This is a genomic window from Nocardioides sp. PD653-B2 (genome assembly GCF_002117935.1).
In the GTDB taxonomy this organism is placed as follows: Bacteria; Actinomycetota; Actinomycetes; order Propionibacteriales; family Nocardioidaceae; genus Nocardioides.
Genome location: NZ_BDJE01000027.1, coordinates 34,857 through 55,900, shown reverse-complemented (window position 1 = coordinate 55,900; position 21,044 = coordinate 34,857). Strand labels below are relative to the sequence as shown.

Below are 21,044 nucleotides of genomic sequence, written 5' to 3'. Positions count from 1 at the left end.
TGTCACAGTGTAACGCATGAGCCCGAGCCTGCCCACCGTCCAGCAGACCGAGATGCACCCCTCCCGGTGGGGCAGCCCCGACCGGGCGACCGCCCTCCCCGAGTCGGCCCGCGACATCGTCGACCTCGTGTTCGGCGCCGACGACCGGCCGGCGCTGGTCGACCCGCCGCTCGCCGCGCCGGCCATCGAGCCGGCCCTCCTCGAGGGGCTCGTCGCCGTCCTCGGCGCCGAGCACGTGCTCACCGACGACGAGACGCGGCGGCTGCGCACCCGCGGCAAGTCCACGCCCGACCTCCTGCGTGCCCGCGCCGGCGACCTCGCCGACGCCCCCGACGCCGTGGTCCGGCCGGGCAGCCACGACGAGGTCGCCGCCGTGCTGGCCTTCGCGGTCGAGCACCACCTCGCGGTCGTCCCCTTCGGAGGCGGCACGTCGGTCACCGGCGGCCTGGTCGCCCGCCGCGAGGGCTTCGCCGGCGTGCTGAGCCTCGACCTGGTCCGGATGAAGCGGCTCGTCTCGGTCGACCACGTGTCGATGACCGCCACCCTCGAGCCCGGCCTGCGCGGCCCGGAGGCCGAGGCGCTGCTGGCCGCCGAGGGCGTCACCCTCGGCCACTTCCCGCAGTCGTTCGAGTACGCCACCATCGGTGGCTTCGCCGCCACCCGTTCCAGCGGTCAGTCCAGCGCCGGCTTCGGTCGCTTCGACGCCCTCGTCGTCGGCCTGACGGTCGCGACCCCGCGGGGCAGGCTGGACCTCGGCACCGCGCCGGCGAACGCCGCGGGACCCGACCTGCGTCAGCTGATCCTCGGCTCCGAGGGCACCTTCGGCGTCATCACGTCGGTGACGGTCCGGGTGCGCAAGGTCGCCGAGGTCAGGGTCTACGAGGGCTGGCGCTGGCCGAGCTTCGCCGAGGGTGCCGCCGCGATGCGCACCCTCGCCCAGGGCGGGTTGCTGCCCACCGTCATCCGGCTCTCCGACGAGGCCGAGACGTCGATCAACCTGGCCGACCCCAGCTCGGTCGGGGGCGAGGGCGCGACCGGCTGCCTGATGATCACCGGCTACGAGGGCGAGCGGGCCGCGGTCGACGCCAAGCAGGCCGCCGTGACCGCGGTCCTGACCGGGCTCGGCGGCACCGGCGTCGGCACGGAGCCGGGTGACAAATGGGCGCACGGTCGCTTCGACGCGCCGTACCTCCGCGACTCGATGCTCGACGTCGGGGTGCTGGTCGAGACGCTCGAGACGGCGACCTTCTGGTCGAACGTGGACCGGCTGTACGCCGACGTGAAGGCGGCCCTGGAGCGCGAGCTCGGGCAGCCGTCGATCGTGCTCTGCCACATCTCCCACGTCTACGAGACCGGCTGCTCGCTCTACTTCACGGTCGCGGCGAAGGAGTCCGACGACCCGCTCGCCCAGTGGGGCCGCGCCAAGGCCGCGGCGAGCGACGCCATGATCGCCGCCGGTGCCACGATCACCCACCACCACGCGGTCGGCACCGACCACCAGCGCTGGTTCGCCGAGGAGATCGGCCCGCTCGGTGTCTCGGTGCTGCGCGCGGTCAAGGCCGACCTCGATCCGACCGGCATCCTCAACCCGGGGGTGCTGATCCCGTGAACCGCTCCTTCACCTTCCTGGTCAACCCGACGTCCGGCGGTGGCGCGGCCCCCGGCGCCGTGGTCCCGGTCGCGCGGATCCTCCGCGAGGCGGGCTCCACCGTCGACGTCACGTACTCGCCCGGTCCGCACGCGATGGTCGAGCTCGTCGAGGCGGCCGTCGGCCGTGGCGACGTCGTGGTGTCGGTCGGCGGCGACGGGATGCTCTCGTCGCTCGCCGGGCTGGTCTCCGAGCGCGGCGGGACCCTGGGCGTGGTCCCGGCCGGCCGCGGCAACGACTTCGCGCGGATGCTCGGCGTACCCGACGACGCGGCCGGCCAGGCCCGGCTGCTGCTCGACGCGGCCGGGCGACCGGTCGACCTGCTCGCCGTCGACGGCTTCGGTCCGACACGTCGCCTGGTGGCCGGGTCGGTCTACGCCGGCGTCGACGCCCGCGCTGCCGAGATCGTCGACGGCGCGACCTGGCTGCCCCGCCGGCTCCAGTACCCGTACGCCGCGCTCCGCGCCCTCGCGACGTACCAGCCGGGCCGCTACCGGGTGTCGGTCGACGGGGTCGAGGCCGAGTACGCCGCGGCCACGGTCGTGGTCGCGAACTCGGCGTACTACGGCAGCGGCATGCAGATCGCCCCGGCCGCCTCGGTCGAGGACGGGCTGCTCGACGTGGTCGTCATCGAGGCGGCCGGCCGGCTGGCGCTGATGCGGTCCCTGCCGAAGGTGTACGACGGCGGCCACGTGCACCTGCCCGAGGTCACCGTGCTGTCCGGCACGCGGGTCGAGGTGCGCGGCAGCGCCCGCGCCCCGATCCCGGTCGGTGGCGACGGCGAGCCGCTCGGCTCCCTGCCTGCGCTCGACGCCGCCCCCGCCGTCGTCGAGATCCTCCCCGGCGCGCTGTCCGTGCTCGCCTGACCGCCCGCTGTAACGCGGGGTTGGACCCTCTGGTGACCCCGTTCTAACGGGTTCATAGAGGTCCTGACACCGCGTTACAGCGGCGGGGAGCCGAGGAACGCGTCGACCGCGCGGGTGACCTCGAGGTGGACCTGGGCGGTGCGTACGGCGTCGCCGGGGACCGTCATCGCGTGGTCGGCGTCGGGCACCTCGAGCATCGTGGCGCCGGTCGCACGGGCACCCTCGGCCGACCAGAACTGGTCGGCGGTGCCGCCGACGATCAGCACGGGCACCCCGTCGGAGACGAGCGCCCCGATCGCGTCCACCGCCTCCGGCTCGGCGAGCAACGGGGTGAGCAGCACGTAGGCGTCGGCGCGGAGCCCGTCGGCCGCGGCGTGCACGACCCGGGTGCCCAGCGACTTGGCGGCGTACAGCCACCGGTCGGTCGCCGGTTCGGCCGCGACGGCCGCCGCCGCCCGGTCCGCGACCCAGCGGTTCGGGTCGGGCACGTCGGGCGGCAGCGTCCACGAGACCGGGCAGGTGGTCCACCCGTGCCCGGCCAGGGCGAGCCCGGTGAAGAAGAGCAGCGGCATCGTCGTGGGGTAGGCGCGTCCGGGGAGCAGCAGCGCCCGCCGCGACGTGCTCATGCGAACGACCAGACGAGCAGCTCGGTCGGGACCGCCGCGGTGACCTCCAGCCCCGGGTGGTCGGTGATCCGGAAGGCGTCGCCGTCCGACAACGGCTCCGCCATCGACGACCGCACCAGCGCGCCGCCCGCGACGAAGAGGTGCTGGAGCGGGCTGTCGGGCAGGGTCACGGACTCGCCGGCCGACAGCCGCGCCACCCGGAACGTCGCGTCGCCCACCCGGGCGGCGACGGTCAGGTCGCCGGGTCGCAGGTCGACGGGCGTGACCGAGTACGCCGGGGTCGCGCCGGCCTCGTGCGGCGTCAGCCAGACCTGCACGAAACGGGCCGGTCCCTCGGGGCCGGCGACCTCGGCGTGGGTCACGCCGGAGCCGGCCGACAGCACCTGCACCTCGCCGGGCCGGACCACGCCGCTGTGCCCGGCCGAGTCGCTGTGGTGCAGCGACCCGGACACGACCCAGGTGACGATGTCCAGGTCGGCGTGCGGGTGGTCGTCGAAGCCGGCGGCGGCCGCGAGCCGGTGGTCGTCGTGGCACACCATCGGGCCGAAGCGGACGTTGTCGGGGGCGTAGTGCTCACCGAACGACAACGAGTGGCGGGTGAAATATCCGTCACCTCGGGTGAGGTACCGGTCCGTTCCCCGGCGGATCTCCACGGTCACCTGCATCATTGTGCCGTGCCCGCACCACGGCCCGACCGGCCCCTTCCCCAGCTCCCTCCCGGCTTCCGCTTCGGCACCAGCACCGCGTCGTACCAGATCGAGGGCGCGGCGTCGGAGGGCGGCAAGGGTCCGAGCATCTGGGACACCTTCAGCGACGTCGAGGGGCACATCCAGGACCGTTCGACCGGTGCCGTCGCGTGCGACCACTACCACCGCTACGCCGAGGACGTCGCGCTGATGAAGCAGCTCGGGGTGGGCGGCTACCGCTTCTCGATCTCCTGGCCGCGGATCCAGCCGACCGGCAAGGGCCGGCCCAACGCCGACGGCCTCGGCTTCTACGACCGGCTGATCGACGAGCTGCTCGCCAACGACGTGCAGCCGATGGCGACGCTCTACCACTGGGACCTGCCGCAGGCCCTCGAGGACGACGGCGGCTGGCTCAACCGCACGACCGTCGACCGGTTCGCGGAGTACGCCGCGATCCTCGGCGACCGGTTCGCCGACCGGGTCGAGCACTGGATCCCGATCAACGAGCCCAACGTCGTGATGATGATGGGCTACTCGATCGGCATGCACGCACCGGGCCGCCAGCTGATGTTCGACGCCGTGCCGGTGGCCCACCACCTGCTGCTCGCGCACGGCCGCGCCGCGATCGAGCTGCGCCGGGCCGGCGCCACCAGCATCGGCTGCGCCAACAACCACGCGCCGATGTGGCCGGCCAGCGACGACGAGGCGGACGTGGGTGCGACCAAGCTGTTCGACGCGTTGTGGAACGGCATGTTCACCGAGCCGATGCTGCTCGGGCGCTACCCGGCCGACCTGCAGCCGCTGCTCGACGGCATCGCCGAGGCCGGCGACATGGCGGTGATCCGCCAGCCGCTCGACTTCTACGGCGTCAACTACTACAACCCCCTCAAGATCGGCGCGGCCCGCGAGGACGCGGAGATGCCCTTCGAGTTCCGCGAGCTCGTCGGCTACGACACCACCGACTTCGGCTGGCCGGTCGTGCCCGACGCGCTGCGCGAGTGGCTGATCACGCTGCGGGCCCGCTACCGCGCCGCGCTGCCGCCGATCTACATCACCGAGTCCGGCTGCGCCTACAACGTGGGCCCGGACGAGCACGGCGTCGTCGACGACCAGCAGCGCATCGACTACCTCGACTCCCACCTGCGCGCGATCGCGACCGCGGTCCAGCGCGGCGTCGACGTCCGCGGCTACTACACGTGGTCGCTGATGGACAACTTCGAGTGGGCCGAGGGCTTCACCCAGCGCTTCGGGCTGGTGCACGTCGACTACGAGACCCTCGAGCGCACGCCGAAGCGCTCCTTCCAGTGGTACGCCGACCTGATCGCCGCCCAGACCAAGTCGATCGGCTGACCCGCCTCGCCTCTAGGCTGTCCGCCATGGCGACCGACGACCTCTCCTCGGGCCCGCGGCGGATCGTCTTCGTGGTCGGCTCCGGGCGCAGCGGCACCAGCACGGTGGCCGGCGCCCTGCAGACGCTCGGCCTGCACGTCCCGCAGCCCGAGGTGGCCGCCGACGAGACGAACCCCAAGGGCTTCGGCGAGCCGCAGTGGGTGGTCGACCTCCACCAGGAGCTGCTGAGCCGCTGCAACGTGCAGGTGTCGGACGCCCGCCCGCAGGCATGGTTCGAGACCGGCAAGCTCTCGACGTCGGAGCCGCTGCGCAACCGGCTCCAGGGCTGGCTCGAGGCGCAGTTCGTCGAGGGCGGCCCCGAGCTCGTGGTGAAGGACCCGCGGATGGCGTGGTTCCTCGGCCTGTGGCGCTCGGTCGCGGTGCGCTGCGACGCGACCCCGGCGTACGTCACGATGTTGCGCCCGGTGACCGAGGTGGTCGGCAGCAAGGAGAAGTACTACGCCGCGCCGGGCTCGGCCCGGGGCGCCACGGAGGTCGCCCGGACCGCCGCGTGGGTCAACATGATGCTGCACACGGAGCGGTCCACCCGCGGATCCGCGCGCCGCTTCGTCCGCTACCAGGACCTCCTCACGGACTGGACGGTCCCGCTCTCCGCCATCGGACAGCAGTTCGACCTCCGCGCCGTCAAGATCGCCGCGGCCAACGACATCCGTCGCGTCCACCAGTTCGTCGACCCCACCCTGCGCCGCGTGCAGCTGACCTGGGACGACCTCGAGCTGCCGCCGCGGCTGCGCGAGATCGCCCAGGAGAGCTGGCAGCAGCTCGACCGGCTCGCGGACGAGGGTGGCGACACCGCCGACGTCCACGCCCGGCTCGACGAGCTGCGGGGCGCGTACGCCGGCCTGTACGCCGAGGCGGAGGCGCTGACGCAGTCCACCGCGATCGCCGCCCGGCGCGAGGGCAGGACCCAGCCCGGGCCGGCCCCGAGCCGCGCCGTCGACCGGGTGCCGCACGGCGTGCGCGCGATGGTGCCCGCGGGTGCCCGGCGCCGCCTGCGCAAGGCCTTCGGCAAGGAGCGTTAGCCATGGCGGAGCCGGACATCCGCAACGCCGAGGGCCACGAGGGGTACGACGTCACCTGGCCCTGGCGGATCGGGCCGTTGGAGCCCGGCCTGACCTGCGTCTTCCGGGTCCGCAACGAGGCACGCAACCTGCCGTTCGTGCTGCCCCCGATGCTCGAGGCCGTGCAGCACGTCGTGCTGGTCGACAACCGCTCGGACGACGGGACGGCGGAGGTGGCCCGGCAGGTCGCCGAGTCGGTGGGCGCCGCGGACCGGCTGACGATCGCGTCGTACCCGTTCGCGGTGAGCCGGGCCGGCGCCGAGCACCTCGCGACCCCGCCCGACTCGGTGCACAGCCTCACGCACTTCTACAACTGGGCGTTCTCGCACGTGCGCACCAGCTACTCGATGAAGTGGGACGGCGACATGGTGCTCACCCGTGAGGGCGTCGCCACCCTGGCCGACCTCTCGTGGCAGCTCGAGAACTCCGACGCGGTGGTCCTGGTCCCGCGGCACCCGCTCTCCGTCGAGAGCGAGTCGGTCGCGTGGATGGACATCGGCTACCGCTTCCTCGAGCCGTGGATCTACCCGATGGGCCCGGAGTTCACCTACGTGAAGGCCTTCGAGTGGGAGGTGCGCGAGATCCCCGACCGGTCCGAGCGGATCGTCCTCTGCGAAGGCCTCTGCGTGGAGGTGAAGTGGCTCGACACCGACGAGTTCTCGCACTGGACCGAGACCGACTTCGAGCAGTCCCACGCGCAGCGCAAGCGCCGTGAGTGGCTCGTCTACCGCGCGCTCATGGAGGGCCGCGGCCACGAGGTCGAGGGGCTGGTGCGGATCGAGGCGCCGCCCGGCGTGCACGTCATCGACTACGTCACGAACACCTGGCTGCCGCACGCCCCGCGCCCGCTGGTGCTGCGCCTGGGGCTGCGCGAGCTCTAGCTCGCGAGCGCCGCGGCGAGCCGCTCGACCATCAGTCGCAGCCGGTCGGCGCTGGTCGCGATGTTGAGGCGCACGTGCCCGTCGAGGCCGGGCTCGTAGTCCTGTCCCGGCGCGACCCGGACGCCGTGCTCGAGACCCCGGGCGGCGGGGTCGGCCACGCCGTACGCACGCAGGTCGAGCCAGGCGAGGTAGGTCGCCTGGAGCGGCCGCATCCGGGCCTTCGGCAGGTGCTCGGCGAGCAGCTCACCCACCAGGGCCCGCTGCGAGTCCAGTCGCTCGATGAGCGCGGCGTGCCAGTCGTCGCAGTCGCGCCAGGCCACCGCCCCGGCGATGACGCCCAGGCTCGACCAGATGTTCTGCGCCGGGATCGGGGCGGCGCGCAGGAGCGCCTGGTCGGCGGGGTCGAGGACGACCACCTGCGCCCCGTGCACGGCGGGCATGTTGAAGGCCTTGGTAGCGCTGGTGACCAGGATGGCGCGCGGGTCGACCGAGAGGTACGGCGTGAAGGTCGCCCCGGGGAGCACCAGCGGGGCGTGCACCTCGTCGGTGACCACGCGCGCGTCGTACGAACGGGCGAGCTCGGCGAGGGCGACCAGCTCGTCGCGGGTGGCGACCCGGCCGAGCGGGTTGTGCGGGTTGCAGAGGAGCAGGGTCCGGGCGCCGGCGGCGAAGGCGCGCTCGACGGCGGCGAGGTCGAGGGTGGCGGTCTCGGCATCGGGGTCGAGGTGGACGGGCACGACCTCGCGCCCGGTGACCTCGACGACGTCGCGGAACGGCGGGTAGCAGGGCAGCGGCACCACCACCGGGCCCGGAGGACAGAGCACCTCGAGCGCCAGCCGGATCCCACTCATCACGCTGCCGGCCGGCACCGTCGCCTCGGCCGGCACCGCCCAGGACCAGTGCCGCTCGGCGAACCCGGCGAACGCGGCGCCGACCTCGTCGTCGTGGGGCGGGTACCCGAGACCGCCCGCCCGGACCGTGGCCACCAGCGCCGCGGTGATCGGCTCGGCCTGCAGGTAGTCCATCTCGGCGACCCAGCCCGGCACGACACCCGGGGACTCCCACTTGAGCGGAAGGGCGGTGCGGGCCTGGTCGTCGCTGAGGTCTCGGATCACCACCCCATTCAACTAGAGCCCGGCGGCGACCCGGGTGCCCTGCTCGATCGCGCGCTTCGCGTCGAGCTCGGCGGCGACGTCGGCGCCGCCGATCAGGTGCGTGCCGTGGGGTCGCACGGCGAGCAGCTCGTCGTACAGGTCGCGCACCGACTCCTGGCCCGCGCACAGCACGACGTGGTCGACCTCCAGGACCCGCGGCTCCCCGTCGACGGTGACGTGCAGGCCGGCGTCGTCGACCCGGTCGTAGGTCACACCGCTCAGCTGCACCACGCCCGACTGCCTGAGCACCGCGCGGTGCGCCCAGCCGGAGGTCTTGCCGAGGCCGATGCCGATCGGCGTGGTCTTGCGCTGGAGCAGCGTCACCTCGCGGACCGTCGCCCGGGGCTTGCGCTCCATCAGCCCGCCGGGGTGCAGGGTCGGGTCACCGACGCCCCAGTACGCCATCCAGTCCGCGTCCGTGTCGGCCGGGTCAGCGCTGAGGAAGTGGCTGACGTCGACGCCGATGCCACCCGCGCCGACGACCGCGACCCGGCGGCCGGGCACGACCGCGCCGCTGAGCACGTCGGCGTACGACACGACGCTCGGGTGGTCGACGCCGTCGAGCACCGGCGTCCGCGGTGCGACACCGGTCGCCACCACCACCTCGTCGTACGGCGCGAGGTCACCGGCCGTGGGCGCGGACCCGAGCCGGACGTCGACGCCGAGCACCTCCGTCCGACGGGTGAAGTAGCGCAGCGTCTCGGCGAACTCCTCCTTGCCCGGCACCCGCATCGCCAGCCGGAACTGGCCGCCGACCTCGGTCGAGCGCTCGAAGAGGGTGACGGCGAGCCCGCGCTCGGCCGCGGACACCGCCGCCGCCAGCCCCGCCGGCCCGGCGCCGACGACCGCGACCGTGCGCCGGGTGCGCGTCGGCGCCAGGACCAGCGTGGTCTCGCGGCAGGCCCGCGGGTTCACCAGGCAGGACGCCTTCCGGTTCTGGAACACGTGGTCGAGGCAGGCCTGGTTGCAGGCGATGCAGGTGTTGATCTCGTCGGCCCGCCCGGCGCGCGCCTTGGCGACGAAGTCCGGGTCGGCGAGCAGGGGTCGCGCCATCGAGACCAGGTCGGCCTCCCCGGCCGCGAGGATCTCCTCGGCCAGCTCGGGGGTGTTGATCCGGTTGGAGGCGCAGACCGGGACGGACACCGCGGCCTTGAGCCGCGCGGTCGCCGACCGCCAGGCGCCGCGCGGCACCTGGGTGATGATCGTCGGCACCCGCGCCTCGTGCCAGCCGATGCCGGTGTTGAGCACGGTGACGCCGGCATCCTCGAGGCCGTGCGCGAGCTCGACCACCTCGTCCCACGTCTGGCCGCCCTCGACCAGGTCGAGCAGCGAGATCCGGTAGACGATGGGGAAGTCGCCGCCGACCAGCTCGCGGGAGCGCCGCACGACCTCGAGCGGGAAGCGCATCCGCTTCTCCGCCGACCCGCCCCACGCGTCGGTGCGGTCGTTGGTGCGCGCGGCGAGGAACTGGTTGATCAGGTAGCCCTCGCTGCCCATGATCTCGACGGCGTCGTACCCCGCCTTGCGCGCCAGCGCGACGGACTGCGCGAAGTCGGTGGCCGTGCGGTCGACCGCCTTGGTCGAGAGCGCGCGGGGCCGGAACGGGGTGATCGGCGACTTCCTGCTCGACGCCGAGGCGCTGAACGGGTGGTAGCCGTAGCGCCCGGCGTGCAGCACCTGCAGCGCGATCGCGCCGCCCTCGTCGTGGACCGCGCCGGTGACCTCGCGGTGCCGCATCGCCTGGAGCCGGGTCGACAGCTCGGCGGCGAACGGCTTGAGCCAGCCGCGCCGGTTGGGGGCGTAGCCGCCGGTCACGATCAGGCCGACCTCACCGCGGGCGCGCTCGGCGACGTACGCCGCCAGCGCGGTCAGGTCACGGGCGCTGTCCTCGAGGCCGGTGTGCATCGAGCCCATCACCACGCGGTTGCGCAGCGTCAGCGTGCCGAGGGTGATCGGGGAGAGCAGCTGGTCGTAGGTCATCCGCATTCCTTCGGTCATCGAGCCTGTCGAGATGTCAGGTACTCGTCGAGCCACGCGATCCAGGCTTCCTCCATGAGGATGCCGCCGCGGAGCACGAGGTGCTGGTCGAGCTCGAGGCCGTCGAGCGCGGTCGGGTCGGGGTAGTCGCGGGCCATCAGGTGCCGGTAGTGCTCGAGCCGCAGCCGGTGGTCGGCCAGGTTGGCGCGGACGACGTCGAGCACCGCGTCGCGGTCGCCGAACGACGCCCCGCGCAGCTTGACCGCGAGCTCGCTGCGCAGCGGCTCGACCTCGGTGGGCGCGGCCAGCCAGGCGCGGAGCACCTCGGCGCCGACCGGCGTCACGGCGTACACCTTCTTGTCCGGCCGGCCCTGCTGGGTCACGGTCGTGACGTCGACCCAGCCGTCGGCGTCCATCCGGGCGAGCACCCGGTAGATCTGCTGGTGGGTCGCGTTCCAGAAGAAGCCGATCGAGCGGTCGAAGCGCTTCGCGAGGTCGAGCCCGGACAGGGACTGCTCGCTGAGCGCGACGAGGAGGGCGTGCTCGAGGGCCATGGCGCCATCGTGACCGACCTATGCAACTAGTTGCAAGAGGGGGTGCGTCACACTCGACTGGCATGAGGTGGTTCGCAGCCGTGCTGGTGCTCCCGCTGCTGGGCGCCTGCACGTCGCACCCGGAGTCGCAGCCGAAGCCCGACCCGCTGCCGTTGCCGACCTCCCCGCCGCCGTGGGTGACCGAGACGCTGCCGGCGGAGCCGACCACCCGCCCGCTGGTCTTCGCCGTGAACGCTCGCCGCCCACCGATGTCGATGCCGAAGCCGGTCGCGGAGTGGCTGCAGCAGGGGATCGTCGACAACTGGGACCAGCTCGGCCAGCCGTCGGCGCCCCTGCGGACCACCGACCGCACCGACCGTCTCGACCACCTGCCGATGGACACGGTCGCGATCGTGGCCGCCGACGCGGTCGGCCCCGCGGTCCGCGTCATCGAGGTCGACGGGGTCGACCCGCTGCGCGACCCGGACGACTACCCGGTGCAGGTCGCCGGCCCGCCGCACGCGCCGGTCACCACGATGACCGTCGTCGGCGACGTGATGCTCGGCCGTCAGGTCACCGGGCACGCCGCGCTCGGCCCGATGTCCGCCCGGCTGGCCTCGGCAGACATCACGGTCGGCAACCTCGAGAGCACCCTGTCCGACGACGGGTCGCCGCGGCAGGACCCGGTCGGCGACTCCTTCCATGCCGATCCCGGGGTGCGGGCCGGGCTTCGCGGCGCCGGGTTCGACGCCCTCTCGCTCGCCAACAACCACACGGGTGACTACGGCGACCGGGCACTCGTGCAGACCGTCGACCTCCTGCGGACCGCGGGGCTCCCGACGTTCGGCGCCGGCCGCGACCTGGCCGCGGCGAGGGAGCCGGTCGTCGTGAGCCGCCACGGAGTCCGCTTCGGGTTCCTCGGCTTCAACGCGATCGGCGAGACCCCCGAGGCGGCGCCGGGGCAGCCGGGCGCGCTGTCGGTGAGCATGCCGCCACGGACCGGTCCGCTCGACCGGGCCGAGCTCGACCGGGTGCTGTCCGACGTACGACGCCTGGCGCGCGTGGCCGACGTCGTGACCGTGCTGCCGCACTGGGGCACGCAGTACACCAACCGGCCGGACCCGATCCAGGCCGTCGTCTCGCGGGCGCTCGTGAAGGCGGGCGCCGACCTGGTGGTCGGCGGGCACCCGCACTGGGTGCAGGGCGCCGAGCAGGTCGGCGACGCCCTGGTGGTGAACTCCCTCGGCAACTTCGTCTTCGACATGGACACCCCCGAGACCAACGAGGGCCTGGTCCTCGAGGCCACCTTCTGGGGTGACCGGCTGATGGCCGCGGACTTCGTGCCGTACCGGATCGGGCTGGACTTCGCGCCGCGGGTCGTGTCCCGCGCCGACGCCGCCGGGACGTTCGAGCGCTTCTGGGAGTTCAGCGACCTCGCAGCCACGCGATGAGCAGACGACCGACCCGGCCGAGCTGGTCGGGCTGCACGACCGACGGCACGTCCGCGGCCGAGTGGTAGCCGGCGTACGACGTGCCACCGATGCGGGCCGCGGGCAGTCCGGCGTCCGCGAAGGACTCGTGGTCGCTGCCGGTGTTGGTCTCCACGACCGTCGCGATGCCCTCCCGGTCCGCGACCGCGGCGATCTCGTCGCGCAGGTCGGTCGCCCCGCCGTCGACCGAGGCGACCGGCACCGCGCTCCCGACGCCGACCCGGTCGAGGGAGACCATCGCCGTCAGGTGCCTCCTCTCCTCCGCGCTCATCAGGGCGACGAAGCGCTTCGAGCCGAAGTGGTGCAGGTCGCCCGGCCCGCGCGGCTCCTCGCCGCCGAAGAGCGCCAGCACCACCTGGTCGTCGCCGCTCAGCACCCGCGCCAGCTCCATGACGACGGCGACGCCGGACGCGTTGTCCTCGGCGCCGGGCGCGACCGCGACGGTGTCGAGGTGGGCGCCGACGACGACGAAGGGGGAGCCCGGGTCGAACCGTGGCGGCGTCGCGACCACGTTGAACGAACGGCCGGCCTCGGCCGGCACGCCCCAGGAGTCGCCGGCCGGCACCGGGAACGACTGCCGGCGTACGTCGTAGCCCGCGGCCACCAGGCGCGGCCACAGGCTCGCCGCGGCCGCGTCGTACGCCGGGTCGGTCGCGAGCCGCGGACCGATGCCACCCGCCAGGGCCCGGACGGTGGCCATCGCCCGGTCCGCGTCGAAGTGCCGGGGCTTCGGGGTGGGCGCCGGCCCGGTCGGAGCGACGGGAGCCGGTGGGGTGGTCGGCGTGGGCCGCACCGGGTCGGCCGACGGCTCGTCCGTGCACGCCGTCGTCGCGAGGGCGACGAGGGCGAGCGTGGCGACCACGGCTCCGCGCATGCGACGACGGTACGTGACTGGTACCCCCCTGGGGTATATGGTCGCGGCATGGATGCTTCCTGGAGGACCGCGATCACGGCGACCCGCCACTGCCTGACCGGCTGCGCCGTCGGCGAGGTGCTCGGGATGGTGCTGGCGACCTGGTGGGGCTGGCACAACACCGGCAGCATCGCGCTGTCGGTCGGGCTGGCCTTCTTCTTCGGCTACCTGCTCACCTTCTCCGGCCAGCGCCGCGGCGGGATGGATGTCCGCGGCGCGATCCGGGTCGCCCTCGCGGCCGACACGGTGTCGATCCTGGTCATGGAGGTCGTGGACAACGGCTTCGTCCTCGCCGTGCCCGGGGCGCTCGACGCGACGTTGGGGGAGTGGCTGTTCTGGGCGTCGCTCGCGGCGAGTCTCGCGGTCGCGTTCGTGCTCACGGTGCCGGTCAACCGCTGGATGATCCGACGTGGCCTGGGTCACGCCGTCGTCCACCAAATGCACGAAGGTCAGCACCACCCCTGACGGCGGTCCTACGATTCGACCATGCGCCTGCGTCGGACCCTGGCTGTTGCCGCCCTGCCCCTGCTTCTCGCGACCGTGGCCTGTGCGCCCGAGGAGGACGCCAGCACCGGCTCCGTGGCGCCGTCCGCCAGCGCGGGCCAGTGTGAGACCGACAACCTGCCGCTCAAGACCAGCGGTCAGCTGACCGTCGGCACCGACTCCCCGGCGTACGAGCCGTGGTTCGTCGACAACGACCCCACCAACGGCAAGGGCTACGAGTCCGCGGTGGCGTACGCCGTGGCCGAGCAGCTGGGCTTCTCGAAGGACCAGGTGACGTGGGTCAAGGTCCCGTTCAACTCGTCGTACGCCCCGGGTGACAAGAAGTTCGACTTCGACATCAACCAGATCTCGATCAGCGCGAAGCGCGCCCAGGCCGTGGACTTCTCCGACGGCTACTACTCGGCGGCGCAGGCCGTGATCGCGCTCAAGGGCACCGCGGGTGCCGAGGCCACCAGCCTCGCCGACCTCCAGGGCCTGCGACTGGGCGCCCAGACCGGCACGACCTCGCTGACCGCGGTCCGCGACGTCATCCAGCCCGACACCGAGGCGATCCCGTTCGAGGACACGAACGCCGCCAAGCAGGCGCTGCAGAACGACCAGGTCGACGCGATCCTCGCCGACCTGCCCACGGCGTTCTACATCTCGGCCGTGGAGATCCCCCAGAGCACCCTGATCGGCCAGTTCCAGCCGGAGACCGGGCAGCAGGAGGAGTTCGGCATGCTGTTCCAGAAGGGCAGCGAGCTGGTCCCGTGCGTCAACGAGGCGTTGGCCGCGCTGAAGGACGACGGCACGCTGGCCGACATCGAGCAGCAGTGGCTGTCCGACGTCGTGGACGTGCCCACCCTCCAGTGACCGGCTGGACTCCGAGCCAGCACGAGCTCGAGCGCCGGCGGGTCCGTCGCCGGCTTCGTACGCGATCGGTCCTGATCGCGACGGCGATGACGATCGTCGTCTTCGTCGTGCTCAGCCTGGTGGTCACCGGCTCGCCCGGCTGGCCCCAGGTGAAGGCGCTCTTCTTCAGCTGGCCCGACGCGCGCGAGGCGCTGCCGGACATCGGGGCCGCGATCTGGCTGAACATCAAGATGTTCCTCATCGCGGAGGTCTTCATCCTGGTCTTCGGGATGCTGATCGCGATGGCGCGGGTCAGCCGGTCGCCGTGGCTGGTGCCGCTGCGGATCGTCGGGGTCGTCTACACGGACGTGATCCGGGGCATCCCGACCCTGCTGCTCGTCTACCTGCTCGCGTTCGGCATGCCGGCCCTGCACCTCCAGGGTCTACCGAACGGCGCGTTCTTCTGGGCGACGGTGGCGCTGATCATCTCCTACAGCGCGTACGTCGCCGAGGTCTTCCGGTCCGGCATCGAGTCGGTGCACCCGTCGCAGTGGGCCAGCGCCCAGGCGCTCGGCCTGTCCCGCGGCCAGACGCTGCGGCACGTCGTGATCCCGCAGGCCGTGCGGCGCGTCGTACCCCCGCTGCTCAACGACTTCGTCTCGCTGCAGAAGGACACCGCGCTCGCCTCGGTGGCGGGCGTCTTCGAGGCGGTCTTCGTGGCCCGTGACTACGGCAACTACAACTTCAACTACACACCGCTGGTCGTGGTCGCGTGCTTCTTCATCGTGCTCACGGTGCCGTTGGCCCGGCTGACCGACTGGCTGTCCGCGCGTTACCGCCGACGTGAGCTGGCGGGTGCGCTGTGAGCGCGCTGCTGGAGGTCTCCGGGCTGCGGAAGTCGTACGGCGACCGGGTGGTCCTCGACGACATCGCGCTGTCGGTCGACGCCCACGACGTGATCTGCCTGATCGGGTCGTCCGGGTCGGGGAAGTCGACGCTGCTGCGGTGCCTGAACCTGCTCGAGGACATCGACGACGGCATGATCACCTTCGAGGGCGCCGAGATCTCGGACCCGCGGGTGGACGCGCGCCGGATCCGGTCGCGGATCGGGATGGTCTTCCAGGCCTACAACCTGTTCCCCCACCTGAGCGTGCTCGACAACTGCACGCTCGCCCCGCGCAAGGTGCAGGGCGTGCAGCGGGCCGACGCCGAGGCCCGTGCGATGTCGCTGCTGGAGAAGTTCGGCCTCGCCGACCACGCCACCAAGCACCCCGACCGCCTGTCGGGCGGCCAGCAGCAGCGGGCCGCCCTGGTGCGCGCGCTCTGCACCCAGCCGACCCTGCTGCTGCTCGACGAGATCACCGCCGCCCTCGACCCCGAGCTGGTCGGTGAGGTGCTCGAGATCGTCCGGGCCGAGGCCGAGTCGGGCATGACGATGGTGCTCGCGACCCACGAGATGAGCTTCGCCCGCGAGGTCGCCACGTCGGTCTGCTTCCTCAGCGAGGGCCGGATCCTCGAGCAGGGCCCGCCCGCCGAGATCTTCAGCAACCCGCGCGAGGAGCGGACCCGCCAGTTCCTGCGCCGCGTCCTCTGAGCCGAGCCGGCGTCAGTTTCCCCCAAAATGACGCCGAGTCGGCGTCAGTTTCCGTTGAGATGGTGCCGAGTCGGCGTGAGTTTCCGTTGAGATGGTGCCGAGTCGGCGTGAGTTCCCGCCGTACGCCGGAAACTCACGCCGACTGGGCGGGGTCTGGTGGGAAACTCACGCCGCCTGGGCGGGGTCTGGTGGGAAGCTCGCGCCGACTGGGCGGGGGCTGGTGGGAAACTCACGCCGACTCGGCGATGCTGACAGCACTTCTGTCATCATCGTCGCCATGAGCATCGAGCTGGGTCAGGGCACGGGGCCGCTGCGGGGCGTGAAGGTCGTCGAGATCGCCGGCATCGGCCCGGGGCCGCACGCGTGCATGATCCTGGCCGACCTCGGCGCGGACGTGATCCGGGTGGAGCGGCCCGGTGGGCAGGCGCTCGCCGGCGGTACGACGATGGTGCTCAACCGCGGCCGGCCGAGCGTGGCGCTCGACCTGAAGAACCCGGACGCCGTGCGGACCGTGCTGGAGCTCGTGAAGACCGCCGACGTCGTCATCGAGGGCATGCGCCCGGGGGTGACCGAGCGGCTCGGGCTCGGGCCCGACGACTGCCGGGCCGTCAACGAGCGCATCGTCTACGGCCGGATGACCGGCTGGGGGCAGGACGGTCCCCTCGCGCAGGCCGCCGGCCACGACATGAACTACATCGCGATCACCGGTGCGCTGCACATGATGGGACAGGACAAGAGGCGTCCGCACTTCCCGGCCAACCTGGTCGGCGACTTCGGCGGCGGCTCGACCTACCTCGTCATCGGCATCCTCGCCGCCCTCCTCGAGGCGAAGGTCTCCGGCCGGGGCCAGGTCGTCGATGCCGCCATCGTCGACGGCACCGCCCACCTCAACGCCATGTCCGCGGCGTTCCTGGCCAGCGGCGGCTACCGGGAGGAGCGCGCCAGCAACCTCCTCGACGGGGGCGTCCCGTTCTACGACGTCTACGAGACCTCCGACGGCAAGCACCTGTCGGTCGGGTCGCTCGAGCCGCAGTTCTTCGCCACGCTGGTCACCCTCCTCGGCGTCGAGGACACCTGCCCGGGCCAGGGCGACCTGGACCGGTACGACGAGATGCGGCAGCTCTTCACCGACACCTTCGCGAGCCGGACGCAGGCGGAGTGGATCGAGGTCTTCGAGGGCACCGACGCCTGCGTGGCCGGGATCCTCCCGCTCTCCGAGGCGTTCGAGCACCCGCACATGGCGGCCCGCGAGATCTTCGTCGAGCACGAGGGGCTGACGCAGCCGGCGCCCGCGCCGCGGTTCTCCCGCACCCGGTCGACGCTCGGGCTGCCGCCGCCGGCGCCCGGCACCCACACCCGCGAGGCGCTGACCGCCTGGGGGGTCGAGGGCGTCGACGACCTGATCGCGAGCGGCGCCGCCGTCCAGGCCTGAGCCCTACGCCCGTTGACAGATATTCAGTAAGGTCGTGCCATGAGCGAAACCGAGCACCTGGACGTCGTGGTCATCGGCGCGGGCCTCTCCGGCATCGGGACGGCCGCCCAGCTCCGCCGCCAGCACCCGCAGCGAAGCCTCGCGGTGCTCGAGATGCGCGACGTCAGCGGCGGCACCTGGGACCTGTTCCGCTACCCGGGCGTCCGCTCCGACTCCGACATGTACACGCTCGGCTACCGCTGGCGCCCGTGGCGCGGCCAGAAGGCGCTGGCCGACGGCCCGTCGATCCTCGAGTACGTGCGCGACGTCGCGCAGGAGTACGCCGTCGACACGCTCATCCGCTACCGCCAGAAGGTCGTCCGCGCCGACTGGGACAGCGCCGCGGCGCGCTGGCTGATCGAGGTCGAGACGCCCGACGGCCCGCACCGGATCTCGGCCGGGTTCGTGATCGGCTGCACCGGCTACTACGACTACGAGAGCGGCTACGCGCCCGAGTTCCCCGGCCAGGACGACTTCGCCGGGCGGGTCGTGCACCCCCAGCAGTGGCCCGAGGACCTCGACTACGCCGGGAAGAAGGTCGTCGTCATCGGCAGTGGCGCGACCGCGGTGACGCTGGTGCCGGCGATGGCGCCCGACGCCGGGCACGTCACCATGCTGCAGCGCTCGCCGACGTACGTCTTGTCGATGCCGGGTCGGGACCCGATCGCCCAGAAGCTCGAGCGGCTGCCCGAGCGGATCGCCTTCCCGGTGGTCCGCTGGAAGAGCATCCTGACGGCGCTGGGCAGCTACCAGCTCAGCCGCAGGCGCCCCGACGTGCTGCGCGGCTTCATCCGCAAGAACACGATCAAGCAGCTCCCGCCGGGGTTCGACGTCGACACGCACTTCAAGCCGACGTACGACCCGTGGGACCAGCGCCTCTGCCTCGTGCCCGACGGCGACCTGTTCGCGGCACTGCGCCGGGGCACGGCGTCGATCGTCACCGACACCATCGAGACCTTCACCGAGACCGGCATCCGGCTCACGTCGGGCGAGGAGCTCGAGGCCGATATCGTCGTCACGGCGACCGGGCTGAAGATCATGCCGTTCGGCGGCATCGAGCTGACCGTCGACGGCGAGAAGGTGGAGCCCCGCCAGACCATGGCCTACAAGGCGCTGATGCTCAGCGGGGTGCCGAACTTCGCCTACACGATCGGCTACACCAACGCGTCGTGGACGCTCAAGGCCGACCTCGTCACGGAGTACGTCGTCCGCCTCCTGCGCCACATGGACGAGCACGGTCACCGGCAGGTCGTCGCGGATCGCGACCCGACCGTCGGGGAACGGCCGTTCATGGACTTCTCGTCGAGCTACGTGCTGCGCGCGCTCGACGACCTGCCGGTGCAGGGCGACCGGGCGCCGTGGCTGCTCAAGCAGAACTACCTCTCCGACCTCCGCACCATCCGCACGCACGACATCGACGACGGCGTGCTCAGGTTTGCGTGACGCCGGGAGCGGTCACTGTCTAGGGGTCACCCACCCAGAGCGGAGATCATCATGAGCTTCAAGGACAAGGCCGAGAACAAGGTCGACGAACTCAAGGGCCAGGGCAAGGAGTCGGCGGGCAAGGCCACGGGCGACCGCGACCTCGAGGCCGAGGGCAAGGCCGACCAGGCCGGCAGCAAGGTCAAGCAGGCCGGCGAGCACGTCAAGGACGCCGCCAAGGACGTCAAGGACGGCCTCACCAAGTAGGCACGTAACGCAACGCACACTGCTGCGATTGAGGGAACGGGCTGCCGCCCCGCTACTGTGGACGAAGCAGCCCGTTCCGTCTTGCCTCGGGCTTCCGCGCTGGTCCCCTGCAAGGGTGGATCCGCGGCCCTCTTCAATGAGGCAGCTTCTCCGATTCTGTCGCCGATGGGATCAGCTTGGCGAGACACGCCAACAGTGAGTGAATTCTCTTGTCTACTGCAGTTACCGCTGCGGGCTTCGCCGAACTCGGCGTCCCCAGCAGCCTCGTCGCCGTCCTCACGGACCTCGGCATCACCACCCCGACTCCCATCCAGGCCGCCACGCTCGCCGACTCGTTCGCGGGCCGCGACGTCCTGGGCCGGGGCCGCACCGGCTCCGGCAAGACCTACGCCTTCCTGCTCCCCCTGGTCGGCAAGCTGACCTCGTCGAACCGGCCGGCTCAGGCTCGCAAGCCGCGCGCGCTGATCATGGCGCCGACGCGTGAGCTCGTGAACCAGATCCACGACGCGCTCAAGCCGCTGGCCAAGACGGCCGGCCTGACCACGCTCACCGTCTTCGGTGGCGTCGGCCAGAACCCGCAGGTGCAGGGCCTCCGCAAGGGCGCCGACATCGTGCTCGCCTGCCCCGGCCGGCTCGAGGACCTCATCGGCCAGGGTCACTGCGACCTCAGCCAGGTCGAGATCACCGTGCTGGACGAGGCCGACCACATGGCCGACCTCGGCTTCCTGCCCGCCGTTCGCCGCATCCTCGACCAGACGCCGCGCAGCGGCCAGCGTCTGCTCTTCTCGGCCACGCTGGACAAGGCGATCGACGTCATCGTCAAGCGCTTCCTGGTCAACCCGGTGACCCACCAGGCCGACTCGGCGCAGTCGCCGGTCTCGACCATGGACCACCACGTGCTGCACCTCTCGCGCGACAGCCGCGTCTCGGTGCTGACCGACCTGGCCAGCGCCCCGGGCCGCACGGTCGTCTTCACGCGCACCAAGCACGGCGCCAAGGCGCTGACCCGCCAGCTCAACAAGAACGGCGTGCCGACGGTCGAGCTGCACGGCAACCTCAGCCAGAACGCCCGCACCCGCAACATGGACGCCTTCCACGCCGGCCACGCGACCACGCTGGTCGCCACCGACATCGCGGCGCGCGGCATCCACGTCGACGACGTGGCGCTGGTCATCCACGCCGACCCGCCGGTCGAGCACAAGGCCTACCTGCACCGCTCCGGCCGTACGGCGCGCGCCGGCGCCAAGGGCACGGTCATCACGCTGATGACCGACGACCAGGTGCGCGACGTGCGCGACCTGACCCGCGCGGCCGGCATCAAGCCGACCATCACCAAGATCACGGGCGCCTCGCACCCGATGCTCGTCCAGCTCGCCCCCGGCGAGCGGTCCCTCCCGGGTGGCCTCGTCGTCGACGTGCCGGCCGAGAGCTCGGGCCGCGGCGGCGGGGGTGGCGGTCGCTCCGGCGGCGGTCGCAACCGCTCGCGCTCCGGCGGTGGCGGTCGCTCGGGCGGCTCCGGCACCCGGTCCGGCGCCTCGTCCAAGCCGAGCACGGCCACGAGCGGCTCGGCCAAGCCCAGCAACGGCTCGCGCCGCAGGTCGGGCCCGTCGACGCAGGCGTCCGGCGGCTCGTCGCGGCACAGTGCCGCATCGTTCAGCTCAGGACGCCGCTCGTAGAGTCGGTCTCTCAGGTGTGGTCCCCCGGGTGAAC

General features: G+C 72.4%; 20 protein-coding genes. 14 read left to right on the top strand and 6 right to left on the bottom strand.

Annotated features, from left to right (window positions below):
* Positions 1-16 precede the first annotated feature (16 nt).
* The gene (locus PD653B2_RS12420) at positions 17-1,609 is read left to right on the top strand and encodes an FAD-binding oxidoreductase (protein ID WP_242665261.1); all 1,593 of its coding nucleotides are present in this window, start codon (positions 17-19) and stop codon (positions 1,607-1,609) included.
* Positions 1,606-2,514 (top strand): diacylglycerol/lipid kinase family protein, encoded by a 909-nt coding sequence (locus tag PD653B2_RS12415; protein ID WP_085872696.1) that lies wholly within the window; start codon positions 1,606-1,608, stop codon positions 2,512-2,514. The genes PD653B2_RS12420 and PD653B2_RS12415 overlap by 4 nt, the downstream gene beginning before the upstream one ends.
* Before the next feature lie 74 nt (positions 2,515-2,588).
* Here the strand turns inward: PD653B2_RS12415 and PD653B2_RS12410 are convergent, their stop codons facing one another.
* Both PD653B2_RS12410 and PD653B2_RS12405 read right to left on the bottom strand, forming a co-directional pair.
* A complete protein-coding gene (locus PD653B2_RS12410; RefSeq protein ID WP_085872695.1) occupies positions 2,589-3,140 on the bottom strand; it encodes a hypothetical protein in 552 nt (183 codons plus the stop codon).
* Positions 3,137-3,799, bottom strand: a complete 663-nt coding sequence (locus tag PD653B2_RS12405) for a pirin family protein (protein WP_085872707.1) — start codon at positions 3,797-3,799, stop codon at positions 3,137-3,139. Before PD653B2_RS12405 ends, PD653B2_RS12410 begins: the two co-directional genes overlap by 4 nt.
* A 15-nt stretch (positions 3,800-3,814) precedes the next feature.
* On the opposite strand from PD653B2_RS12405, the gene PD653B2_RS12400 reads away from it, so the two are divergent.
* From PD653B2_RS12400 to PD653B2_RS12390, 3 genes are read left to right on the top strand one after another with little or no spacing between them, the layout of a single operon-like run.
* A complete protein-coding gene (locus tag PD653B2_RS12400; RefSeq protein WP_085872694.1) occupies positions 3,815-5,176 on the top strand; it encodes a GH1 family beta-glucosidase in 1,362 nt (453 codons plus the stop codon).
* Between the two features lie 26 nt (positions 5,177-5,202).
* Entirely contained in the window at positions 5,203-6,258 is a 1,056-nt protein-coding gene (locus PD653B2_RS12395; protein WP_085872693.1) for a sulfotransferase family protein, read from the top strand.
* Positions 6,259-6,260: 2 nt separating this feature from the next.
* A complete protein-coding gene (locus PD653B2_RS12390; RefSeq protein WP_085872692.1) occupies positions 6,261-7,178 on the top strand; it encodes a hypothetical protein in 918 nt (305 codons plus the stop codon).
* On the opposite strand, the gene PD653B2_RS12385 is transcribed toward PD653B2_RS12390, so the two are convergent.
* The 3 genes from PD653B2_RS12385 to PD653B2_RS12375 are packed head-to-tail and all read right to left on the bottom strand — an operon-like array spanning position 7,175 to position 10,863.
* Positions 7,175-8,293 carry a MalY/PatB family protein gene (locus PD653B2_RS12385; RefSeq protein WP_133058882.1) on the bottom strand — a complete coding sequence of 373 codons (1,119 nt, stop codon included), beginning with the start codon at positions 8,291-8,293 and terminating at the stop codon, positions 7,175-7,177. The two genes, PD653B2_RS12390 and PD653B2_RS12385, sit on opposite strands and share 4 nt — an antisense overlap.
* A gap of 12 nt (positions 8,294-8,305) precedes the next feature.
* Entirely contained in the window at positions 8,306-10,312 is a 2,007-nt protein-coding gene (locus tag PD653B2_RS12380; protein ID WP_085872690.1) for an NADPH-dependent 2,4-dienoyl-CoA reductase, read from the bottom strand.
* Between the two features lie 14 nt (positions 10,313-10,326).
* Complete coding sequence (locus tag PD653B2_RS12375) at positions 10,327-10,863, bottom strand: PadR family transcriptional regulator (RefSeq protein ID WP_085872689.1); 537 nt, start codon at positions 10,861-10,863, stop codon at positions 10,327-10,329.
* A 62-nt stretch (positions 10,864-10,925) separates the two neighbouring features.
* On the opposite strand from PD653B2_RS12375, the gene PD653B2_RS12370 reads away from it, so the two are divergent.
* Positions 10,926-12,293: a CapA family protein gene (locus tag PD653B2_RS12370; protein WP_085872688.1), complete on the top strand. Its 1,368-nt coding sequence runs from the start codon at positions 10,926-10,928 to the stop codon at positions 12,291-12,293.
* Here PD653B2_RS12370 and PD653B2_RS12365 read toward each other — a convergent pair.
* Positions 12,268-13,206, bottom strand: coding sequence for a M28 family metallopeptidase (locus PD653B2_RS12365; RefSeq protein ID WP_085872687.1), 939 nt, complete (start codon positions 13,204-13,206; stop codon positions 12,268-12,270). The genes PD653B2_RS12370 and PD653B2_RS12365 overlap by 26 nt on opposite strands.
* A 48-nt stretch (positions 13,207-13,254) precedes the next feature.
* On the opposite strand from PD653B2_RS12365, the gene PD653B2_RS12360 reads away from it, so the two are divergent.
* The 8 genes from PD653B2_RS12360 (at position 13,255) to PD653B2_RS12325 (ending at position 21,010) form a co-directional block, all read left to right on the top strand.
* Complete coding sequence (locus tag PD653B2_RS12360; RefSeq protein ID WP_085872686.1) at positions 13,255-13,710, top strand: DUF4396 domain-containing protein; 456 nt, start codon at positions 13,255-13,257, stop codon at positions 13,708-13,710.
* A 21-nt stretch (positions 13,711-13,731) separates the two neighbouring features.
* The gene (locus PD653B2_RS12355) at positions 13,732-14,601 is read left to right on the top strand and encodes an ABC transporter substrate-binding protein (RefSeq protein WP_085872685.1); all 870 of its coding nucleotides are present in this window, start codon (positions 13,732-13,734) and stop codon (positions 14,599-14,601) included.
* Positions 14,598-15,446, top strand: coding sequence for an amino acid ABC transporter permease (locus PD653B2_RS12350; RefSeq protein ID WP_242665260.1), 849 nt, complete (start codon positions 14,598-14,600; stop codon positions 15,444-15,446). Before PD653B2_RS12355 ends, PD653B2_RS12350 begins: the two co-directional genes overlap by 4 nt.
* Entirely contained in the window at positions 15,443-16,174 is a 732-nt protein-coding gene (locus PD653B2_RS12345; protein WP_085872684.1) for an amino acid ABC transporter ATP-binding protein, read from the top strand. The genes PD653B2_RS12350 and PD653B2_RS12345 overlap by 4 nt, the downstream gene beginning before the upstream one ends.
* A 277-nt stretch (positions 16,175-16,451) precedes the next feature.
* The gene (locus PD653B2_RS12340) at positions 16,452-17,606 is read left to right on the top strand and encodes a CaiB/BaiF CoA transferase family protein (protein WP_085872683.1); all 1,155 of its coding nucleotides are present in this window, start codon (positions 16,452-16,454) and stop codon (positions 17,604-17,606) included.
* A 39-nt stretch (positions 17,607-17,645) separates the two neighbouring features.
* Complete coding sequence (locus PD653B2_RS12335; protein WP_085872682.1) at positions 17,646-19,088, top strand: flavin-containing monooxygenase; 1,443 nt, start codon at positions 17,646-17,648, stop codon at positions 19,086-19,088.
* Between the two features lie 51 nt (positions 19,089-19,139).
* Positions 19,140-19,334, top strand: a complete 195-nt coding sequence (locus PD653B2_RS12330) for a CsbD family protein (protein ID WP_085872681.1) — start codon at positions 19,140-19,142, stop codon at positions 19,332-19,334.
* A gap of 209 nt (positions 19,335-19,543) precedes the next feature.
* Complete coding sequence (locus tag PD653B2_RS12325) at positions 19,544-21,010, top strand: DEAD/DEAH box helicase (protein WP_085872680.1); 1,467 nt, start codon at positions 19,544-19,546, stop codon at positions 21,008-21,010.
* Positions 21,011-21,044 lie beyond the last annotated feature (34 nt).

Excerpts from the sequence above, each read along its gene's own strand:
- PD653B2_RS12420 (WP_242665261.1), top strand. The coding sequence starts at position 17 with ATGAGCCCGAGCCTGCCCACCGTCCAGCAGACCGAGATGCACCCCTCC.
- PD653B2_RS12410 (WP_085872695.1), bottom strand. The coding sequence starts at position 3,140 with ATGAGCACGTCGCGGCGGGCGCTGCTGCTCCCCGGACGCGCCTACCCC.
- PD653B2_RS12395 (WP_085872693.1), top strand. The coding sequence starts at position 5,203 with ATGGCGACCGACGACCTCTCCTCGGGCCCGCGGCGGATCGTCTTCGTG.
- PD653B2_RS12390 (WP_085872692.1), top strand. The coding sequence starts at position 6,261 with ATGGCGGAGCCGGACATCCGCAACGCCGAGGGCCACGAGGGGTACGAC.
- PD653B2_RS12380 (WP_085872690.1), bottom strand. The coding sequence starts at position 10,312 with ATGACCTACGACCAGCTGCTCTCCCCGATCACCCTCGGCACGCTGACG.
- PD653B2_RS12375 (WP_085872689.1), bottom strand. The coding sequence starts at position 10,863 with ATGGCCCTCGAGCACGCCCTCCTCGTCGCGCTCAGCGAGCAGTCCCTG.
- PD653B2_RS12370 (WP_085872688.1), top strand. The coding sequence starts at position 10,926 with ATGAGGTGGTTCGCAGCCGTGCTGGTGCTCCCGCTGCTGGGCGCCTGC.
- PD653B2_RS12365 (WP_085872687.1), bottom strand. The coding sequence starts at position 13,206 with ATGCGCGGAGCCGTGGTCGCCACGCTCGCCCTCGTCGCCCTCGCGACG.
- PD653B2_RS12360 (WP_085872686.1), top strand. The coding sequence starts at position 13,255 with ATGGATGCTTCCTGGAGGACCGCGATCACGGCGACCCGCCACTGCCTG.
- PD653B2_RS12355 (WP_085872685.1), top strand. The coding sequence starts at position 13,732 with ATGCGCCTGCGTCGGACCCTGGCTGTTGCCGCCCTGCCCCTGCTTCTC.
- PD653B2_RS12340 (WP_085872683.1), top strand. The coding sequence starts at position 16,452 with ATGAGCATCGAGCTGGGTCAGGGCACGGGGCCGCTGCGGGGCGTGAAG.
- PD653B2_RS12335 (WP_085872682.1), top strand. The coding sequence starts at position 17,646 with ATGAGCGAAACCGAGCACCTGGACGTCGTGGTCATCGGCGCGGGCCTC.
- PD653B2_RS12330 (WP_085872681.1), top strand. The coding sequence starts at position 19,140 with ATGAGCTTCAAGGACAAGGCCGAGAACAAGGTCGACGAACTCAAGGGC.